Genomic DNA, 17,314 nt, shown 5'->3' on the forward strand with positions numbered 1-17,314 from the left:
ATAAATTAAATATAATTTATGAAAAACTTATGGAGTTTAAAAAAGGTTTATTACAGCAAATCTTCACACAAAAATTAAAATTTATGTTTTGTAAAACACAAAATGCAAATACTCAAAATTTTCTTAAAAACAACACAGCACAATATCATAGAATCTCACTTAAAAAAACAATTTATAAATTAGAAGTTAAATTTCAAGTGATGGAATATTTAAAAATAGACTCTAAAGGAAATATAATAACTGGAACAAGTGTAATTTTAATAGCTTCACTTATATTAATTTTAATTTTTATTTTAACAAGCATGTACACTTTAGAAAATGAAAATACAGATTCAATAGCTAATGATAATCTTAAATATATTGTTAATGATTATAATAGAAATTTAGAAGTTTTATCACATGATTCAATAGCTGAAGTTACACAGGAAGTTTATCATGGAAAACATATATTTAATTCCAAAAAAGAAATTAAAAAAGTCTTAAATAAAAAATTAGATGATAAAAATAAAGAATATGAGGAAAAGTATGGTGTTTTGATATCTTCTAAAGTTTTATCTGTTGAAAATACAGATGATCCCTGCAATATTGAATTTACAACTTATTTAAAGGTTTCAAAAAATAAAGATAAATTTTCAGGTAATTTAAAAACCATAACATCTATTGAAGGATTAAGAGATCCTCTACCTTATGCTATTTTAACTCCATATACTGGAATTTGGCATGATGATAAAACAATCCATTATGGAGCTACTTTAACTGCTTATTTAACAGCACATGGTATAGATAAACCAGAAGGATATTTAGGTGCTACAAGTCCATTAATAATAAAAAAATGTCCTTATGACCCATATATTCATCATGGTGATGGAAATACATTGAAAAACTGTTTAAAAAATGGTTATTTTCATGAAAGCGCTGATGGTAGCTGTTATTTGTGTAGACTTGAAGGTAAAGGAGTTTGTCCTCATTATGGATTTGAAGTTTTTATTGTTCCACATGTAATAGGTGTTGAATATTCTGTTTCTGGTTCAGATCATGTTGTATTTCATGATAGATATCCTGGTCATAAGATAAATCCTTCAGATCCTACGGAATTATTTTTAGATGTTGCTCATAGAACAAAATATGGAGTATTAGTATAATGAATGAAAAGGGAAGTATTTCAAGTGAAATATTAATTGTATTAATTGTTATTTTGTTAATAATTGGAATAACTGCAAAATTTAGTGAAACAACATTGGAAAAAATAGCTGTATCTACAGAAAATGAAAATATTGAGTTATTACTTTCTCAAAGTGCAGATAATTTAGTTAATAATCTAGGAAGTGCAAACTGGGAAAAATATTTAGTAGGAACTCCAGGATTAGCTATTTCAAATGAAAATGAAGCAATAATTCCAAACAGTGTTTCTTATGATAAATTTTTAGTTTTAGGGGATAATTATAAAAAATTAGTTGATAAAAATATTTTTAATTCGAAAATTAAAACTTCAATGGAAATCATACCAAAAGAGAGTAGTATTTCAAGTGTAAAAATCGGTTCAGCTGAAGATACTAACAATATTTACAGTGTAAATAGACTGGTTAAATGTGATTTTTACAAAAAATATGTTATAAAAGACTTTCAAACAAAAGGAAAATGTAATCATGATCATGGAGATGATTATAGTTGTAATTATTTTAAGATATATAGAAGTTATTTGAAAAATAATGACTATTATTTATTAATAGATGATAATTCAACAGATAATTTAAAATGGTATATGGATAATACAAAAATAAAATCATTTATTGGAAAAAATGTTAACAGTGATAAAATTTATTTAAATCATGAAATAAATTTAAAATTTCCAGTTATTGATTTTAGTTCTATAATGTTTATTCATTTTAATAAAAAAGATGTTAAAGCTCTTTTAGTTAGTGTTCCGAAAGATTTTGATAAATCTAAGTTAGATTATGATTATTTCAGAACAAATAATTGTGAATTTATCTTAAAAGGATGGTATTAAATGAAAATAGCTCCTGTAATAATTAATGATACTGAAATAAGTATTAAACTGGATATTGAATCTGTAACACTTGTTGAAATTGGAATTAAAATATTATCAGGATCATATCCCTTATTATAGGATATAATAGAAATATAATAAACTAAAATCATCATGATAGGAATTAAAATAAATCCTGCAATTGAACTGATTAATATTATTTTATCAAAACCTATACCTATTAAATGCAAGACAATAGATGAAGATTCAGCGAGAATTCCTATAAATGGATACATTACAAGAGTTAATAATAATATAATTATAAAATTATGAATTGATTCACCTTCAGGTTTTTTAAGAGGTTCAATAAGACCATAATGTATACCTGAAGATAATCTTGCAGATAATATACTTACTAAACCACCACTTTCTCCTGAAAATAAAGGTACTAATGTAAGTAAGCTTGGATTTTTAAGTAGTGTTTCAAGTGAACTATTAAGAATTCCTCCTGCTGATACTCCTAAAATAGAACATACAATTAAAACTGGAGTTGACTGTTTTATAATTGTTTTATTTTCCTGTGAAGAATTATAACAATGAACCAAACTTAATAATACAATTGGAATTATAATTATAAAAACTATTTGTTCCAAGTATAAAACTGATTTTAAAGCAGAAATTATAAATATAGATATTACAATTGCAGGTAAAGTAAATAAATCTCCAACAGCTGCAACTAATGGAGTTGTAACATTATCTGGATCCCAACCATGTTTAAAACTTCTAAATGAAATAAACATAGTTACAGGTAGCATTATACCTACAGATATTATTCCAGCAATTAAGCTAATTAAAATAAAATCTACAAGACTCATTGCTTTGAATCCAAATATAAAACAGATAATTTTAGCAATAATAGCTAAAAATAAAGATAAACATAGAGTTAAGACAAATGAAGAGAATATATTGTTAATTAACTCTTCAGAGCGATTGAATTTTGGATCTATTATACCAATATGTAATGCAGTGGATAATCTAGATGCAAATGAACCAAATATATTTCCTCTCATTCCTATAGCTCCAGGAATAAGAACTAATAGTCCTGGGAAAGTTTCAAGGAAAATATTCATTTTTCCAAGAACTATACCTGCAATTAAATCTCCACAAGCACAGATTAATAAAGCTATAAAACTTTCTTTTAAAATATCATTATGTTCGTTTAGAAATGATGAAAAGGTAGAAAATGGACTGCGAATCTTCCTCTGTTTCATAAATATCACTACCTATCATCATTTTAACCACTTGTTTATTTAAATTTAATTTTAATCTTCTTCTAATTCATCAGGAATATCTTCAAGAGAACATGCACCAGATGCAAGTTTTTCTAAAAGATCTGCACCAGCTTCTGTACCTTTTAAAAGTAAAATATCATCTGGAAGTATTAAAGTATGTTTATCCGGACCATATATCCAAGAATCCCCACGTCTAATAGCTATAACTCTCATTCCAGTACGATTTACTAAAAGTAATTCCCCTAAAGTTTTATTAGCTAAATCTGAATCCAATGTTACTGAAAATCTAACAATCATAGAATTATCAGATTCAGACATTACCATTTTAAATACTGGGTGTGGTTTAAATCCAGTAATTACTAAATCAGCCAAATCTTTAGCAGCATTAGCTATACTTTCAGCAGCTTCAGCTACTTCTAAAAGAGCAGTTAATTTTTCAGCATCTTCATAAGAACGTGCTGCAACTAACGATTCTTTTTTAATTTCATAATTCATTGAATTTACTTTATTTTCAAGTTTTAAAACTTCTTCAGCAGCATCTTTACTATTAAATAAAACAGCTGAATAAGCTAAATCAACCATCAATTCCGACATATTCTTCATTTCAATTAAAATATTTTTAATTGACATCTATATTACCTCTAAAGATCATAAGGATTATTTTTTAATAAACAAGCTCGTCTAAGTTTTAATAATGTTTTTTTCTTAGTTTTTAAATCATTTACATCCTCTAAAATTTCTTCTAAAGGATTCCTTAGACATTCTACAGACTTTTTTTCATGAACCCACATGCATTCTTTACAATTCCAAACATTTTTACCTTTTATCCATTCTCCACCAGTTGAGCTGTCTCCACAAGGATAAAATGGACAATAACAAAAATCACAGTATTGACCATCATAATGGCATGGGTAAAATTCACAGTCTCTATTTGGTCCATGAGAAATTTCTCCATTTAAAAATTTCTCATAATGATTACTAGAAAGAGGATGTATTTTAGACCTAATTACATATCCTCTTGGAGTAATTAATTTAGAGTCTTGCATATAAGTTAAATCATTCCCAACAATTAAAGTACAAGACATATTAACCATGTCTTCAGTTAAATCTTTAATTTTAACAATAGTCTCTTTTGCAGGTTCATAAGTACTATCTACAATTCCTATTAATGCATTTTCACCCTTAACTTTTAAAACAGTTTTAACAAACCTTCTAAAAGGTTCTTTACGTGTTTTACTAATAGGATTATAAATTGCTATAATTAAATTAGCTTTTAGGGCAAATTCTAATTTTTTTTCTATTTCAGATAATGGAGTTAAAATATTACTTAAACTAATATTTGCATAATCATTTAAAGGAGCTCCAAGTTTATCTGCTGCATAATTAGCTGCAGATACTCCCGGATAAATTTTAACTTCAATATCTTCTTTATACTTACTAATAATTTGATATAAAACATTTGCCATTCCAAAGACACCAGGATCTCCGGAACTTATTAATGAAACTGTTTGGCCATCTAAACTTTTATTAATAGCTAATTCTGCTCTAGCTATCTCATCACCCATTCCTTTTTTTATAATTTCCTTATCAGAAACTAAATCAGCAATTTGAGCTACATATTTTTTATATCCTACAATAACATCAGATTCTTCAATAGCTTTAATTGCCCCTAAGGTCATGTTCTCTCTATTTTGACCAATTCCAATTACATTAATCATATAACCATCTCAGTATAATTTTAAAATAGACTGTATAGTGATAGAATCAGGATCAACTACCAAATTCCCACTTTTAAATGTTGCATTACCCTGTGCTACAATCTTGTAAGACGGGTCCTGACTAATTACAATTTGTGAGGAATTTGAAGCAGGTGATGCATAACCTAAAGCTTCAATAGTTACATTTAATTCTTCATTATCAGTATCATCATAAGTTGTGACATTCATTGAATCAATATTAACTCCATCTACCTTTGACAAATCCTCCAGTGAATGAGCAACATCCTTTTTATTAGATATGTTCACATTAGTTGGATCTTTAACTAAAGCATTGTTAACATTGTCAGAATTAAATATACCAGTAATCTTTGAAATCTGCATATCAATTAACCCTTGAATATCAGGAGCTTCTGCAGCAACAATAGTATATGAACTAAAGAGCCCTACTTCAAAAAATACTACAAATAGTACAACGACTAGTATTATTCTAAGTGCTTTTGTCATTTTATCACATTACTTTTTTATTTCTGTATGTAACAGAAATATTAATGATTTAATTATATGTTTAATATATAATAAAAGTAACTACTATTTATAATATTAAAGTTTATTAACATAGAAAATAAAAATTTTAATTAACATGACTAATAAAATTTTATTAAAATTTGCAAAAAAGGGAATTAATTTATCACCAGAAGCATATAATAAAGTTCTTGAAGCTGAAAATCCTTTAGAATTAACATCTTCATTAATTGTTAAATTAAAAGGAGGTGAATTTAAATCTAAGGACTTAGTTTCAGTTAGTGGTCAAACTATTGATGAAATAATGGGAAATAGTAAAATTGAAGAATCAACTACAAGACCCCCATTAACACAAAAAGAACCTGAAAAAACACCTAGCATCAGTGAATTTAAAAAGAAAACAGATGTTAAAGAAAAATATGTTAACAAAGAAAATGCTGAAGCTTTAGAAACTGTAGAAAATAAAAAAGTTAAATTTAAAAGAAATTTAACTAAAACTAATGTGCATTATGACTTTGAAATTATACAAGACACTAGTAAAAAATCATACACCAGTGGGGAACTTGAAAATTTAATTGCATATTTCAAAAGCAGATATGAAAAACTATCTAAAATTTTAGTTAAAAGACCTGAACTTAAAAATTACACTAAAGTAGCTGATATTGAAGAAGGACAAACAAATTTAAGTCTTATTTTAATGGTTAGAGAAATCAGATCTACTAAAAATGGCCATAAACTTATTGAATTTGAAGATGATACTGGAACTATCCCTATTTTATTTTCAAATAAAAATGAAGAAGTTTTTAAAGAAGCTGAAAAATTAGTTAAAGATGAAGTTATTGGTGTAATTGCTGATAAAAATGGGGATTTGGCTATTGGAAATGATATTATAAATCCTGGTGTTATGAGAATACCTAAAAAAGAAATGGACTTTAGTATTGTATTTTTATCTGATGTTCACATTGGAAGTTTAACTTTCCTTGAAGATGCTTTTAGTAGATTTATAGACTGGATTAACTGTGAATTTGGAAATGAAGAACAAGTAAAAATAGCTGAAAGTGTTAAATATCTTGTTATTGGTGGAGATATTGTAGATGGTATTGGTGTATATCCAAACCAGGAAAAAGAATTAGCTATTAAAGATATTACTCAGCAATACAATGAAGCAGCCAGATTTTTAGGAAATATCAGAAGTGATATTAAAATTATTATTGCTCCTGGAAACCACGATGCATCCAGAGTAGCTGAACCTCAGCCTGCAGTACCTGAAGAATATGCAAATGCATTGTATGAACTTGATAATGTTGAATTTATAAGTAATCCGGGTGTTGTTTCTTTAGATGGTATTAATGTTTTAATTTACCATGGACGTAGTTTTGATGATTTAGTAATGGCTGTTAAAGAATTTACTCATGAGAAAAATGATTTATTAATGGAAGAATTACTTAAAAAAAGACATTTAGCTCCAATTTATGGAGAAAGAACACCACTAGCTTCAGAACTTGAAGATTATTTGGTGATTGATGAAGTTCCAGATGTTTTCCATACAGGACATGTTCATATTAATACTCATAGAAAATTCAATGGTATTCATTTAATTAATTCCGGAACATTCCAGACTCAAACTGAGTTCCAGAAAATATATAATATTGAACCAACTCCTGCTGAAGTCCCAGTACTTTATAAGGGACAATATAAATGTCTTAAATTTATTTAAAAATTTTTATAAATAATAACAATTTAAATTATTAATTATTTACTAGGTGAAAAAATGGAAAGAAATATTGAAGAAATTATTAATGTTTCAGATTATCTTTATAACAATAAACTTGTTGCAGGTAAAGCTGGAAATGTTAGTGCTAGATTTAAAGGAGAAGATGGTGACGTAATAGCTATTACTCCTACTTTAAAATCATTGCATAAGTTAAATGAAGAAGATATTGTTTTAGTAGATTTGGAAGGTAATTTATTAACAAAAGGTAAACCTTCTTCTGAAGTTAATCTTCATTTAGAAATTTATAAAAAAAGAGAAGATGTAAATGGAATTGTCCATACTCATTCACCATATGCAACAGGATTTGCATTTTCTTCAAAAAGAATAAAAAGACATGAAGGTTTTGGAGCTATTAACACACCATATTTAGAAGACATTGAATATGAAGCTCCTGGAAGTATAAAATTAGCTAAAGATGCATCTAAGGCAATTGGAGATGAAGATGTTTTAATTTTAAAACAGCATGGTGTTTTATGTGTTGGTGACAGTTTAAAAGAAGCTTGTTTACTTGCAGCTTTCGTTGAAGAAACAGCTAAAACACAATTCATAACATATATGTTAAATTCAACAGAAGATTTAATATGAATCTTCGGTTTGTTGAGATTCTGTTTTACTTCCTGATTCAACATATTCAGTTATAATATCTAAAATTAAACCAGATAAAGAAGTATCTTTATCAATTGCTATTTTTTTTAATTCTTTTTTCAAATCTACAGGCATATTTATAGTTGTTTTACTTATATCTGACATAATTATATAATTGTTTATCCTATATTATATACTTTTTTCTGAATATTTACCAAAAAATATTTAAAGATTAATATAGTAATATAATATTTAAATATACCTATTTTTTTATATATAATATTATTTGGAGGGGAAAGTTATGTCTAATCAGACAATTGATGAAGTATCAGAAATTTTAGAATATATAATGGAGAATAACACAGTTCCACGTAATATAAGAGAGGCAGCACAAGAATCTAATGAATTGTTACATGATGAAAGTCAAGATCAGTCAGTAAAAATCAGTACTGTATTAACTAAATTAGATGAAATTAGTAATGATCCTAATATACCAGTACATGCAAGAACTTTAATTTGGGAAGTTCTTTCTAAATTAGAATCAATCTAATTTTATTTTAATCTTTTTTTGAAATAGCTAAAGCTATTGTAACACCATTAAAAGGTGTTTTTTTATAAATTAACTTTGAATCAAATCCTGCAGTAATTAAAGCAGATGCCTCAGAAACACTACCTACACCAAACTTAGATTTCACAAATTCAGATTCATGAATTTCATTTGATGTAAATAATTTTAATTTATCCATATCAACAAATTTAACTGGAATATTTAATTCATCACTTAAATCAAGTATGCCCTGTTCATTTTTCTTAACTTCACCAGAAGCTAAAAAAGTTAATCTGTTTTTAGAAATATTTAAATCATTTAAAGTTTTATTAACTCCTATTAAAATATCATTTTTTGATTTGCCTTTCTTACAGCCAATACCCATAACTATAGTTTCAATAGTCATTATTAATTTATGATTTTTATAGAAGACATGTATTTCATCTGTATTAATTTGACTGGTAAATTCAATTGACACATCAATTTCAAGTGTATTTTTATTAAAATAATCAAATAAAAAATCATAATTTCCACTGCTATTAAGTAGAAATACTATTTCTTCACCATTTAAAATAGCTTTATTAAAATGTAAAATTTCTTTTGGATTTTTAATAGATAAATACAAATCTTTAGCTAAAACATCAATACCTAATTTTTTATTAACATCAGTTGCAGTTGTAATTACAGGTAGTGCATTTAATAATTCAGCAACTTTTGAAGTAAGTTTATTAGCTCCACCTAAATGACCAGATAATGTACTTATTACAAATTTCCCATTTTCATCAATGTTTAAAATAGCAGGATCACTGACTTTTGATTGAATTAAAGGAGCAATACTTCTTATTAATATCCCTGAAGCCATAATAGCTATAATTGCATCATATTCATAAAATAATAATTTAATAGTATTTTTAATATCTTTATAATAAATATCAGTTGAAATAATAGTTGAGTCTTTATCTAAAAGCTCTTTTAAATGAAAAGATAAATCATAACCTTTTTTTGAAACTGAAATAATAGCTATTTTCATAATATCACATATAATATAATTGTAAAGATAACAATTGCAAGTGTAAATAATAATATTGTTAAATTTGATAATTTAACTGCTTTATTTATATCATTAATTTCAATGTTTTTATTGTTGTCTCCTAAAATATAAGTATCAATTTTAATTAATTGAATATCTAAGGCTCCGGCTGTTGTTGCCATTGTAAAACCGGAATTTGGACTTGGACAATTTCTAGCATCTCTTTTCATTATTTTATAACTATTTTTATAATTGAATTTTAAAATCCATGCAGATAAAACAACGAATAATCCACTTATTCTTGCAGGAATATAATTTAGAATATCATCTATTTTAGCTGGAACAAAACCAATATTAATTAATTCATCAGTTTTATAACCTACCATTGCATCAAGTGTATTGAATATCCTATAATTAAATGGAATTAAAAGTAAAATAAATAAAAAATTATATGAATGAATAAATATACCTAGAATACTTAAAATCATAAAATAAAATACTGGTGAAATATATGAATCAGTAATATTTTCACTTAAACTTTCAATAGTTGCAGAAACTATGAAACTTTCAGTTAATTCATCTGTATTTCTGCTTACTAAATAGGAAACATTTTGTCTTGCTTTGTTAATATCTTCTTTTAAATCCTTTTCAATGTTTTTAGCTGTGTCTAATAGCATTTTAATTGAAAATGTTGAAGATAATATTATTGTAAATATTAAATAAAATATAATTATATTAAATGAAAATAAATAAAGTAATATAATTAATATTACACTTGAAATACTACACACAAATAATGTTAAAAGAAAACCAGACCATTTATTGTTTATTTTTATAAATCTGTTTTTGAAAAATGAAATTAATGATCCTATTAAAACAACTGGGTGAATTTTAGTTGGAAGCTCTCCATATATAATATCTATAAAAATAGCTAATAATAATGATAATAATATAAATATTAATATATTAAATGTAAAGTTAATATTACTATAAGTAAAATATAAATTATTTATAAAATCAATATTATGTAACATTACTTAATATATAATATTAAAATAAATAAATATTTTATTATTTAATAAATAAAATTAAGGTGAAAATATGATTGATGAACAAGATGTTAAAAATTGGTTAACTGATGAAGGTATTTTCAGAGAAAAAGCTGTAGATGATAATGCAGATTTTCACTTTGTTATTGAATTTCCTAAAGATAATGTAATGGATATTGTTAAGCCTAAAGGAAAAGATACTATTGTAATAGGCTGTGCAACTCAAGTAGCACCTGAACATATTAATTTAATGCAAAGTGCATCTCCTAAAGATAAATCTAAATTTTTATTTGATGTAAGTACTAGTTTAAACATGTTTTTAGTTGATTATGAATTGAAAGTTGATCAGGATATTTTACAGCAATTTGTTGTTACTGATAATATTTATGAAGATGGATTAACTAAAGATAATTTATATAAAACTATTAAAAAAGTCTTTAAATCTAAATTACATTGTATAATGTTACTTAATTATGATTTTGGAAATTCTACACCTGATATTTCAAAATCACACAATGAAAACAGTATGTTTGTTTAATTTTTTTATCTAATTTAGAGAGACAGACATGAATTTCAAGTGAAAGCTCTGCGAAGGTTCTGTAGGAATCAAGACATGTATTTCATCTGTAAAACACTTGAAATTTATCTTAATTTTTTGCGCTTTAAAAGTCAAATAAACACTTTTTTATTCTTATTTTTTAAAATAAACAATTTTAAAGAAATTTTCTATTTTTTTCACTTGAAACATATCTCTTGATTTTTTCAAAATAGAAAAATTTTCATTACACTTGAAATTAATGTCTCACTTTTCATGACAAATCATGAAAAATTTTTTTTCACTTGAAATATATGTCTTGATTTTTCGCGCCGGAGAAAAAATATGTTACAGTTGAAATTAATGTCTCACTTTTCATGACAAATTATGAAAAATTTTTTTCAAATATTTTTTTAAAAATTTTTTTTCACTTGAAATATATGTTATACTTTTCAAATGCTCACAAAAACGTTTTTATTACTTAAAAAATTTACAATTGAAATATTACTTCTTTATTTTTAAAATAACTCCTAATTTGCTTTTATTAAAATTATAATTTTTCATTTAATTTTTCTTTAAATTTATTTAATTGCTAAAAATAACTTTATAAATCGTTATTTATTTAAAATATTTGTTTTTTATTGTTATTTTCACTTGAAATTTAATTTAATTTAATTTCATCAAATTTTTATTTTCACTATTTTGATGATTTTTTCACTTGAAATATATGTCTTTATATTTGAAATGGTTATTTTTCATCTTTTATTTTTATCTTATTTTACAGTCTTTATTTTTTATTTTAATCTATAATTTTTTATTTTTTAATAATTAAATTATTTTTTGATTGTTTTATTTGATTTTAATTAATATTTTTAATTTAATTTTTATTTTCTATTGAAATTTTAATATTAACTTATATTTTTGTAATACAAACCTTTATTTAACACTTGTTTTCATATATTAACACTGGAAATAATACTTATGATTTTTTTTCATAATTTTTAAGATTTTTCTTTATTATTATTTTTTTCAAAAGATACGGTGAGTACATGGCAAATATTTTTGATGACTTGGAGGTAGGACAATCAGTTTTTAAAGATAAACAACCTTTAGATCATAGGTTTTTACCTGAGAATTTACCTCATAGAAAAGAACAAATAACACAAATAGCTAAATATTGGATTGAAGCATTAAATAATGTTACTCCTTCTGATATTACTATATATGGTAAAACTGGAACTGGAAAAACAGCAGCAGCAAAATTTGCAAGAGAACAACTTAATGAAGCAGCATCTAATAAGAATGTTTTTATAAAAGTGGAATATATTCGTTGTACAGATTATACAACTGAATATCAGGTTATTGCACAATTATGTCAAAAACTTGGAAGAAATGTTCCTCATAGAGGTTGGACAAAAGGGGAAGTTATCAATACCTTTAGGGACATTTTTAAAAGAAATGCATTTGGAAAAAAACTTATTTTAATTGTTATTTTAGATGAAATTGATATATTACTTAGTAAAGATGGAGATGGAATTTTATATACATTAACAAGAACTGATAATGTATCTATATTATCTATCAGTAATTATGTTGAATTTAAACAATTTATCACACCTAGAGTAATGAGTAGTTTAAGAGATAAGGAAATTGTTTTCCCACCTTATGGTGCTGATCAATTAGCTGATATTTTAAATGAAAGAGCACATTTATCTTTTAAAGAAGATACACTTGAAAGTGATGTCATACCATTATGTTCAGCTATGGCAGCTAAAGAAGAAGGTGATGCAAGATATGCTTTAGATTTACTTAGAACTGCTGGTGAAATAGCTGATGAAGAAGAATCCAATAAAATAATTGGTGATTATGTAAGAATGGCGAAAGATAGAATTGAACATAATAAAATCACTGATGTAATATTGACACTTCCAACACAACAGCAAAGAGTTTTAGATGCTATTTTAAGACTCACTCAAAATAATGAGGAAATAACTTCCGGTAAATTATATGATACTTATAAAGAAGTATCAAAAGGAGATTCTGTAACTTACAGAAGAATATTTGATTTTATTAATGAACTTGAAATGTTAGGTATTATTTCAACCAATACCATATCCCGTGGACGTGGAAAAGGAAGAACTAATATTATAACACTTCAATGCGATACTAATTTACTTGAAAAAACACTTTATTCCATATGAGCCCATTTAGGATTGTTTTTTATTAATGTTTTTAAAATAGCCATTCTAATTGGAACAGCATTAAATGCTTGATTGAAATATTTATTGTGTTTAGTATTATCTAAATCAGTATTTATTTCATCAATTCTTGGTAACGGATGCATAACAATAACATCTTTACCTTCAAGCATTTTTTTATTAACAACATAAGCTCCTTTTATTTTTAAATATTCATCTAAATCTCCAAAACGTTCTTTTTGAATTCTAGTTACATATAGAACATCTACTTTATCAATAACATCTTCTATATTATCAACTTCAGTATATGGGATATTTTTCTTATTTAAATCATGTAAAACTTCCTGAGGCATTTTTAATTCTTTAGGAGCTACAAAATAAAGTTCAATATTATCATATAATCCTAATGCATTTGATAATGAATGTACTGTACGGCCAAATTTTAAATCTCCAACTAATGCTATTTTTAAATTGTCAATGTGTCCTACTTCTTTTTTAATAGTATATAAATCAAGTAATGTTTGAGTTGGGTGTTGACCTGCACCGTCTCCAGCATTTATCACTGGAACATCAACTATGTCTGATATGAATTTGGATACTCCTTCTAATTCATGTCTAATAACTAAAGCATCACTGTAACCTTCAAACATTTTTGCAGTATCAGCTATACTTTCTCCTTTTGAAACAGAACATGATCTGGTACTTTCAATACCTATACAGTTTCCACCTAAACGTTTCATTGATGTTTCAAATGATAATCTTGTTCTTGTAGAAGGTTCAAAAAACATTAATCCGAGGATTTTACCTTTTAATTCATCACAACTTTCTTTTGATTTAGCTATATCTTCTAATTTTGATGCTTCATCAAGAATATAATCAATATCTTTTCTTTCAAAATCTTTTATTGAAATTATATTTTTTAATTTAAAAATTTTAAACACCTTTTATTCGATTCTTCTATCAATTAATTCGTTAATATAATTAGCAAATTTATCAATTTCATTCATATCTAACACAGGAATATTTCCTTTGGACAATGTTTTTTTAGCTTTTATTTTATCAATAAAGTTACCTTCATCAGGGTTTATCTCATAACCGAAATTTGAAGAAATAAAAGATGAATTAACAAGTTGTTCTGAAAATGTTTTGTTTAAATGACTTTTAGTATTGGAATTATCATCACAGTTCATAAACAAAGCAACTGGTTTTTCCATTAATGTTCCCATATTTCTGGATATGTATCTTTTTAAGGTTCCTTGAACTTTACCATGATATAATGATCCAGCTAGTATAATAAAATCATATTTTAATAAACATGCTGTTTTGGCTTTTTCAATTGGAATTAACTGAATTTTAGCTTTTATTTTATTTGATAAAATTTTAGCAGCTTTCTTTGTTATTCCACTAGATGTTGAGTAAATTATTGCTATTTTCATATAATTCTCTCAATTGGTACAACAAGAATGTCTTTTGCACCAGCATTTCTTAAATCATTAACAAGTTCAAAAACTACATCTTCATCTATAACTGCTTGTACAGCTACAGTTTCTTCTTTAGATAATACTTCTGAAATTGTTGGTCCTGTCATTGCAGGCATGACTTTTTTTACTTTATCTAAGTTTTCCTTTTTAACATTCATCATTACAAGTTTTTTTCTTTCAGCTTCAATTACTCCTTTTATACTTGTACTTACAGCTTCAACTAATTCTTTTTTATTTTTAAAGCTATTTTCATTAGTAATAAGTTTAATAGTACTTTCTAAAATCACATCAACAATTTTTAAATGATTCATTTTTAAAGTAGTTCCGGTACTTGTTAAATCAGTAATTAAATCTGCTATTCCAATTAATGGTGCAATTTCTGTAGAACCACTTAATGTTATTATTTTAGATGTTAAGCCATGTTCTTCTAAATATTTTTTAGTTAATGTTGGAAATTCAGTAGCAACAATCATATCTGAAGTTAAATCATCTACTGAATTTATATTTGAGTCTTCAGGTGATGCTAAAACTAATTTTGTTTGTCCAAATGCTAAATCAACTAATTCTTTAACATTAGCTTCACTTTCATTGATTAAATCTACACCAGTTATTCCCATATCAACAATTTCATCTTCAACAAATTTTGGAATATCTGATGCACGAGCAAACATAACATCTATATCTTTATTAAAAGTAGCAGAAATTAATTTCCTGTTAGCATTATCTTTTAATCCTAATCCAGCTTTTTCTAAGATAGCTATTGAAGGATCACTAATTCTTCCTTTAGAAGGTACAGCAATTTTTAATTTCATTTTAAATCTTCTCATTTTATTTATGTGATATGATATATTATTTTTTTTATTAATACTTTTTTAAAGTGTTGAAATTCTTCATATTTTTTAATATTTTTAGATTTTACTATCAAATAATACAAAATGTTTAAATATAATAGAAATTATAATGATATTAAGCTTAAGATTAATTTAAATTTATCATTAAGTTATAATTGATTATTTTGAGGTGAAAAACATGTCTGAAATACCAAAAGCTCCTATCGCAAGGATTATCAAAGATACTGGTGCTGAAAGAGTTAGTGAAGATGCAAAAGCTGAATTAGCTGAATATCTTGAAGAAGTAGCTCGTAACGTTGCAATTGAAGCAAACAATGTTGCTAAAATCGCTAAACGTAAAACTATCAAACCAGAAGATATTAAATTAGCTATTAAAAATTTAGAATAGTTATTTTATTCGACTTTTTTTTATTTTTTTTTTAGGTGTTATTATGACTGATAATACTATTTTAATTAAAGATGCATTAATTTTAAACCCTGTAGATTTTAAACAAATAAAAGGTTCTCTTTTAATTAAAAATGATAAAATCGCAGAAATCGATACTGATATTGATGAAACTAATGTTGATAAAGTTATTGATGGAACTGGAAAAATATTACTTCCAGGATTTGTAAACACTCATACACATTTATCAATGACATTATTTAGAGGATTAGCTGATGATTTAAGTTTAGATTCATGGTTAAACGATAATATTTGGCCAATGGAAGCAAATCTCACCTCTGAATACTGCTATATTGGAGCTCTTTTAGGAGCTGTTGAATTAATTAAATCTGGAACAACTACTTTCAGCGACATGTATTTTTACATGGAAGATGTTGCAAAAGCTGTTGAAGAATCTGGAATCAGAGCAGTTTTATCTTACGGTATGATTGATTTTGGTGATGATGAAAAAAGAGAACATGAAATTAAAGAAAACATAGCATTATTTGAAAAATGCAATGGTATGGCTGACGGAAGAATTAAAGTATTTTTCGGACCTCATTCTCCATATACTGCTTCAAAAGATTTACTTGAAGATGTAAGATGGTTAGCTAATGAATATAATACTGGAATACATATTCATGTTAGTGAAACTCAAAAAGAAATAAATGATTCACTTGAAGCTCATGATTTAAGACCATTTGAATATTTGGATTCAATTGGATTTTTAGGTCCTGATGTTGTAGCTGCACATAGTGTATGGTTATCTCATGATGAAATTAAAATCATTAAAGAAAACAATGTTAAAATTTCACATAATCCATGTAGTAACATGAAATTAGCTTCAGGTATAGCTCCAATCACTGACTTGATTAATAATGATATCTGTGTTGGAATAGGAACAGATGGAGCTTCATCAAATAATAATCTTGACTTAATTGAAGAATTAAGAACTGCTTCTTTACTTCAAAAAGTTAATTTATTAAATCCTAAAGCATTAACTTCTGATGAAGCATTAGCTATGGGAACTATTAAAGGAGCAGAAGTTTTAGGGCTTGAAAATGAAATAGGATCAATTGAAGTAGGTAAAAAAGCAGATTTAATTTTAATTGATACTAATAATGCTAATATGGTTCCAGACAGTTCATGTACCAGTTCCAATATTATTTATTCAGCAAATGGTTATAATGTAGATACTACTATATGTAACGGTAAAATTTTAATGGAAAATAGGAAATTAACCACATTAGATGAAGAAGAAATCTATAAAAAAGCTAGAAAAGCTATTGAAGAGCTTAAAGAAGCTCGTAATCAATAATTT

The 17,314-nt window shown here is 25.7% G+C and carries 19 protein-coding genes; 9 read left to right on the plus strand and 10 right to left on the minus strand.

Annotated features, from left to right (window positions below; translation table 11 throughout):
- The first annotated feature begins 200 nt into the window (after positions 1–200).
- Positions 201–1,142 carry a hypothetical protein gene (locus tag Q0984_RS08410; protein WP_299526480.1) on the plus strand — a complete coding sequence of 314 codons (942 nt, stop codon included), beginning with the start codon at positions 201–203 and terminating at the stop codon, positions 1,140–1,142.
- Positions 1,142–2,008, plus strand: coding sequence for a hypothetical protein (locus tag Q0984_RS08415; protein WP_299526406.1), 867 nt, complete (start codon positions 1,142–1,144; stop codon positions 2,006–2,008). Before Q0984_RS08410 ends, Q0984_RS08415 begins: the two co-directional genes overlap by 1 nt.
- Here Q0984_RS08415 and Q0984_RS08420 read toward each other — a convergent pair.
- From Q0984_RS08420 to Q0984_RS08435, 4 genes are read right to left on the minus strand one after another with little or no spacing between them, the layout of a single operon-like run.
- Positions 2,005–3,258 carry a magnesium transporter gene (locus tag Q0984_RS08420; RefSeq protein ID WP_299526408.1) on the minus strand — a complete coding sequence of 418 codons (1,254 nt, stop codon included), beginning with the start codon at positions 3,256–3,258 and terminating at the stop codon, positions 2,005–2,007. The genes Q0984_RS08415 and Q0984_RS08420 overlap by 4 nt on opposite strands.
- Before the next feature lie 51 nt (positions 3,259–3,309).
- Entirely contained in the window at positions 3,310–3,909 is a 600-nt protein-coding gene (locus Q0984_RS08425) for a potassium channel family protein (RefSeq protein ID WP_299526411.1), read from the minus strand.
- Between the two features lie 11 nt (positions 3,910–3,920).
- Positions 3,921–4,997, minus strand: coding sequence for a precorrin-3B C(17)-methyltransferase (cobJ, locus tag Q0984_RS08430; RefSeq protein ID WP_299526413.1), 1,077 nt, complete (start codon positions 4,995–4,997; stop codon positions 3,921–3,923).
- A gap of 9 nt (positions 4,998–5,006) precedes the next feature.
- Positions 5,007–5,501, minus strand: coding sequence for a hypothetical protein (locus tag Q0984_RS08435; RefSeq protein WP_299526416.1), 495 nt, complete (start codon positions 5,499–5,501; stop codon positions 5,007–5,009).
- A gap of 136 nt (positions 5,502–5,637) precedes the next feature.
- Between Q0984_RS08435 and Q0984_RS08440 the strand changes: the two genes are divergently transcribed.
- Positions 5,638–7,236 carry a DNA-directed DNA polymerase II small subunit gene (locus Q0984_RS08440; protein ID WP_299526419.1) on the plus strand — a complete coding sequence of 533 codons (1,599 nt, stop codon included), beginning with the start codon at positions 5,638–5,640 and terminating at the stop codon, positions 7,234–7,236.
- 54 nt (positions 7,237–7,290) lie between these two features.
- Positions 7,291–7,878: a class II aldolase/adducin family protein gene (locus Q0984_RS08445; protein WP_299526422.1), complete on the plus strand. Its 588-nt coding sequence runs from the start codon at positions 7,291–7,293 to the stop codon at positions 7,876–7,878.
- Here the strand turns inward: Q0984_RS08445 and Q0984_RS08450 are convergent.
- A complete protein-coding gene (locus Q0984_RS08450; protein WP_299526426.1) occupies positions 7,870–8,043 on the minus strand; it encodes a Met repressor in 174 nt (57 codons plus the stop codon). The two genes, Q0984_RS08445 and Q0984_RS08450, sit on opposite strands and share 9 nt — an antisense overlap.
- A 136-nt stretch (positions 8,044–8,179) precedes the next feature.
- On the opposite strand from Q0984_RS08450, the gene Q0984_RS08455 reads away from it, so the two are divergent.
- Positions 8,180–8,428, plus strand: coding sequence for a UPF0147 family protein (locus Q0984_RS08455; protein WP_299526429.1), 249 nt, complete (start codon positions 8,180–8,182; stop codon positions 8,426–8,428).
- 7 nt (positions 8,429–8,435) lie between these two features.
- On the opposite strand, the gene Q0984_RS08460 is transcribed toward Q0984_RS08455, so the two are convergent.
- Positions 8,436–9,455 carry a cobalt-precorrin 5A hydrolase gene (locus tag Q0984_RS08460; protein ID WP_299526432.1) on the minus strand — a complete coding sequence of 340 codons (1,020 nt, stop codon included), beginning with the start codon at positions 9,453–9,455 and terminating at the stop codon, positions 8,436–8,438.
- On the minus strand, positions 9,452–10,489 hold the full coding sequence (locus Q0984_RS08465; protein WP_299526435.1) for a cobalamin biosynthesis protein: 1,038 nt from the start codon (positions 10,487–10,489) through the stop codon (positions 9,452–9,454). The genes Q0984_RS08460 and Q0984_RS08465 overlap by 4 nt, the downstream gene beginning before the upstream one ends.
- A gap of 67 nt (positions 10,490–10,556) precedes the next feature.
- On the opposite strand from Q0984_RS08465, the gene Q0984_RS08470 reads away from it, so the two are divergent.
- Both Q0984_RS08470 and Q0984_RS08475 read left to right on the plus strand, forming a co-directional pair.
- Positions 10,557–11,042 carry a DUF2299 domain-containing protein gene (locus Q0984_RS08470; RefSeq protein WP_299526438.1) on the plus strand — a complete coding sequence of 162 codons (486 nt, stop codon included), beginning with the start codon at positions 10,557–10,559 and terminating at the stop codon, positions 11,040–11,042.
- Positions 11,043–12,088: 1,046 nt separating this feature from the next.
- A complete protein-coding gene (locus tag Q0984_RS08475; RefSeq protein WP_299526441.1) occupies positions 12,089–13,240 on the plus strand; it encodes a Cdc6/Cdc18 family protein in 1,152 nt (383 codons plus the stop codon).
- On the opposite strand, the gene pyrB is transcribed toward Q0984_RS08475, so the two are convergent.
- The 3 genes from pyrB to hisG are packed head-to-tail and all read right to left on the minus strand — an operon-like array spanning position 13,228 to position 15,530.
- A complete protein-coding gene (gene pyrB / locus Q0984_RS08480; protein ID WP_299526444.1) occupies positions 13,228–14,178 on the minus strand; it encodes an aspartate carbamoyltransferase in 951 nt (316 codons plus the stop codon). The genes Q0984_RS08475 and pyrB overlap by 13 nt on opposite strands.
- Before the next feature lie 3 nt (positions 14,179–14,181).
- A complete protein-coding gene (locus Q0984_RS08485; protein WP_299526447.1) occupies positions 14,182–14,673 on the minus strand; it encodes a flavodoxin domain-containing protein in 492 nt (163 codons plus the stop codon).
- Complete coding sequence (gene hisG, locus Q0984_RS08490; protein ID WP_299526450.1) at positions 14,670–15,530, minus strand: ATP phosphoribosyltransferase; 861 nt, start codon at positions 15,528–15,530, stop codon at positions 14,670–14,672. Before hisG ends, Q0984_RS08485 begins: the two co-directional genes overlap by 4 nt.
- A 217-nt stretch (positions 15,531–15,747) precedes the next feature.
- On the opposite strand from hisG, the gene Q0984_RS08495 reads away from it, so the two are divergent.
- Complete coding sequence (locus Q0984_RS08495) at positions 15,748–15,957, plus strand: histone family protein (RefSeq protein ID WP_299526453.1); 210 nt, start codon at positions 15,748–15,750, stop codon at positions 15,955–15,957.
- Positions 15,958–16,000: 43 nt separating this feature from the next.
- On the plus strand, positions 16,001–17,311 hold the full coding sequence (locus tag Q0984_RS08500) for an amidohydrolase family protein (protein WP_299526457.1): 1,311 nt from the start codon (positions 16,001–16,003) through the stop codon (positions 17,309–17,311).
- Positions 17,312–17,314: the final 3 nt, after the last annotated feature.

Origin of the sequence: uncultured Methanobrevibacter sp. (assembly GCF_934746965.1) — an archaeon.
GTDB lineage: Archaea > Methanobacteriota > Methanobacteria > Methanobacteriales > Methanobacteriaceae > Methanocatella.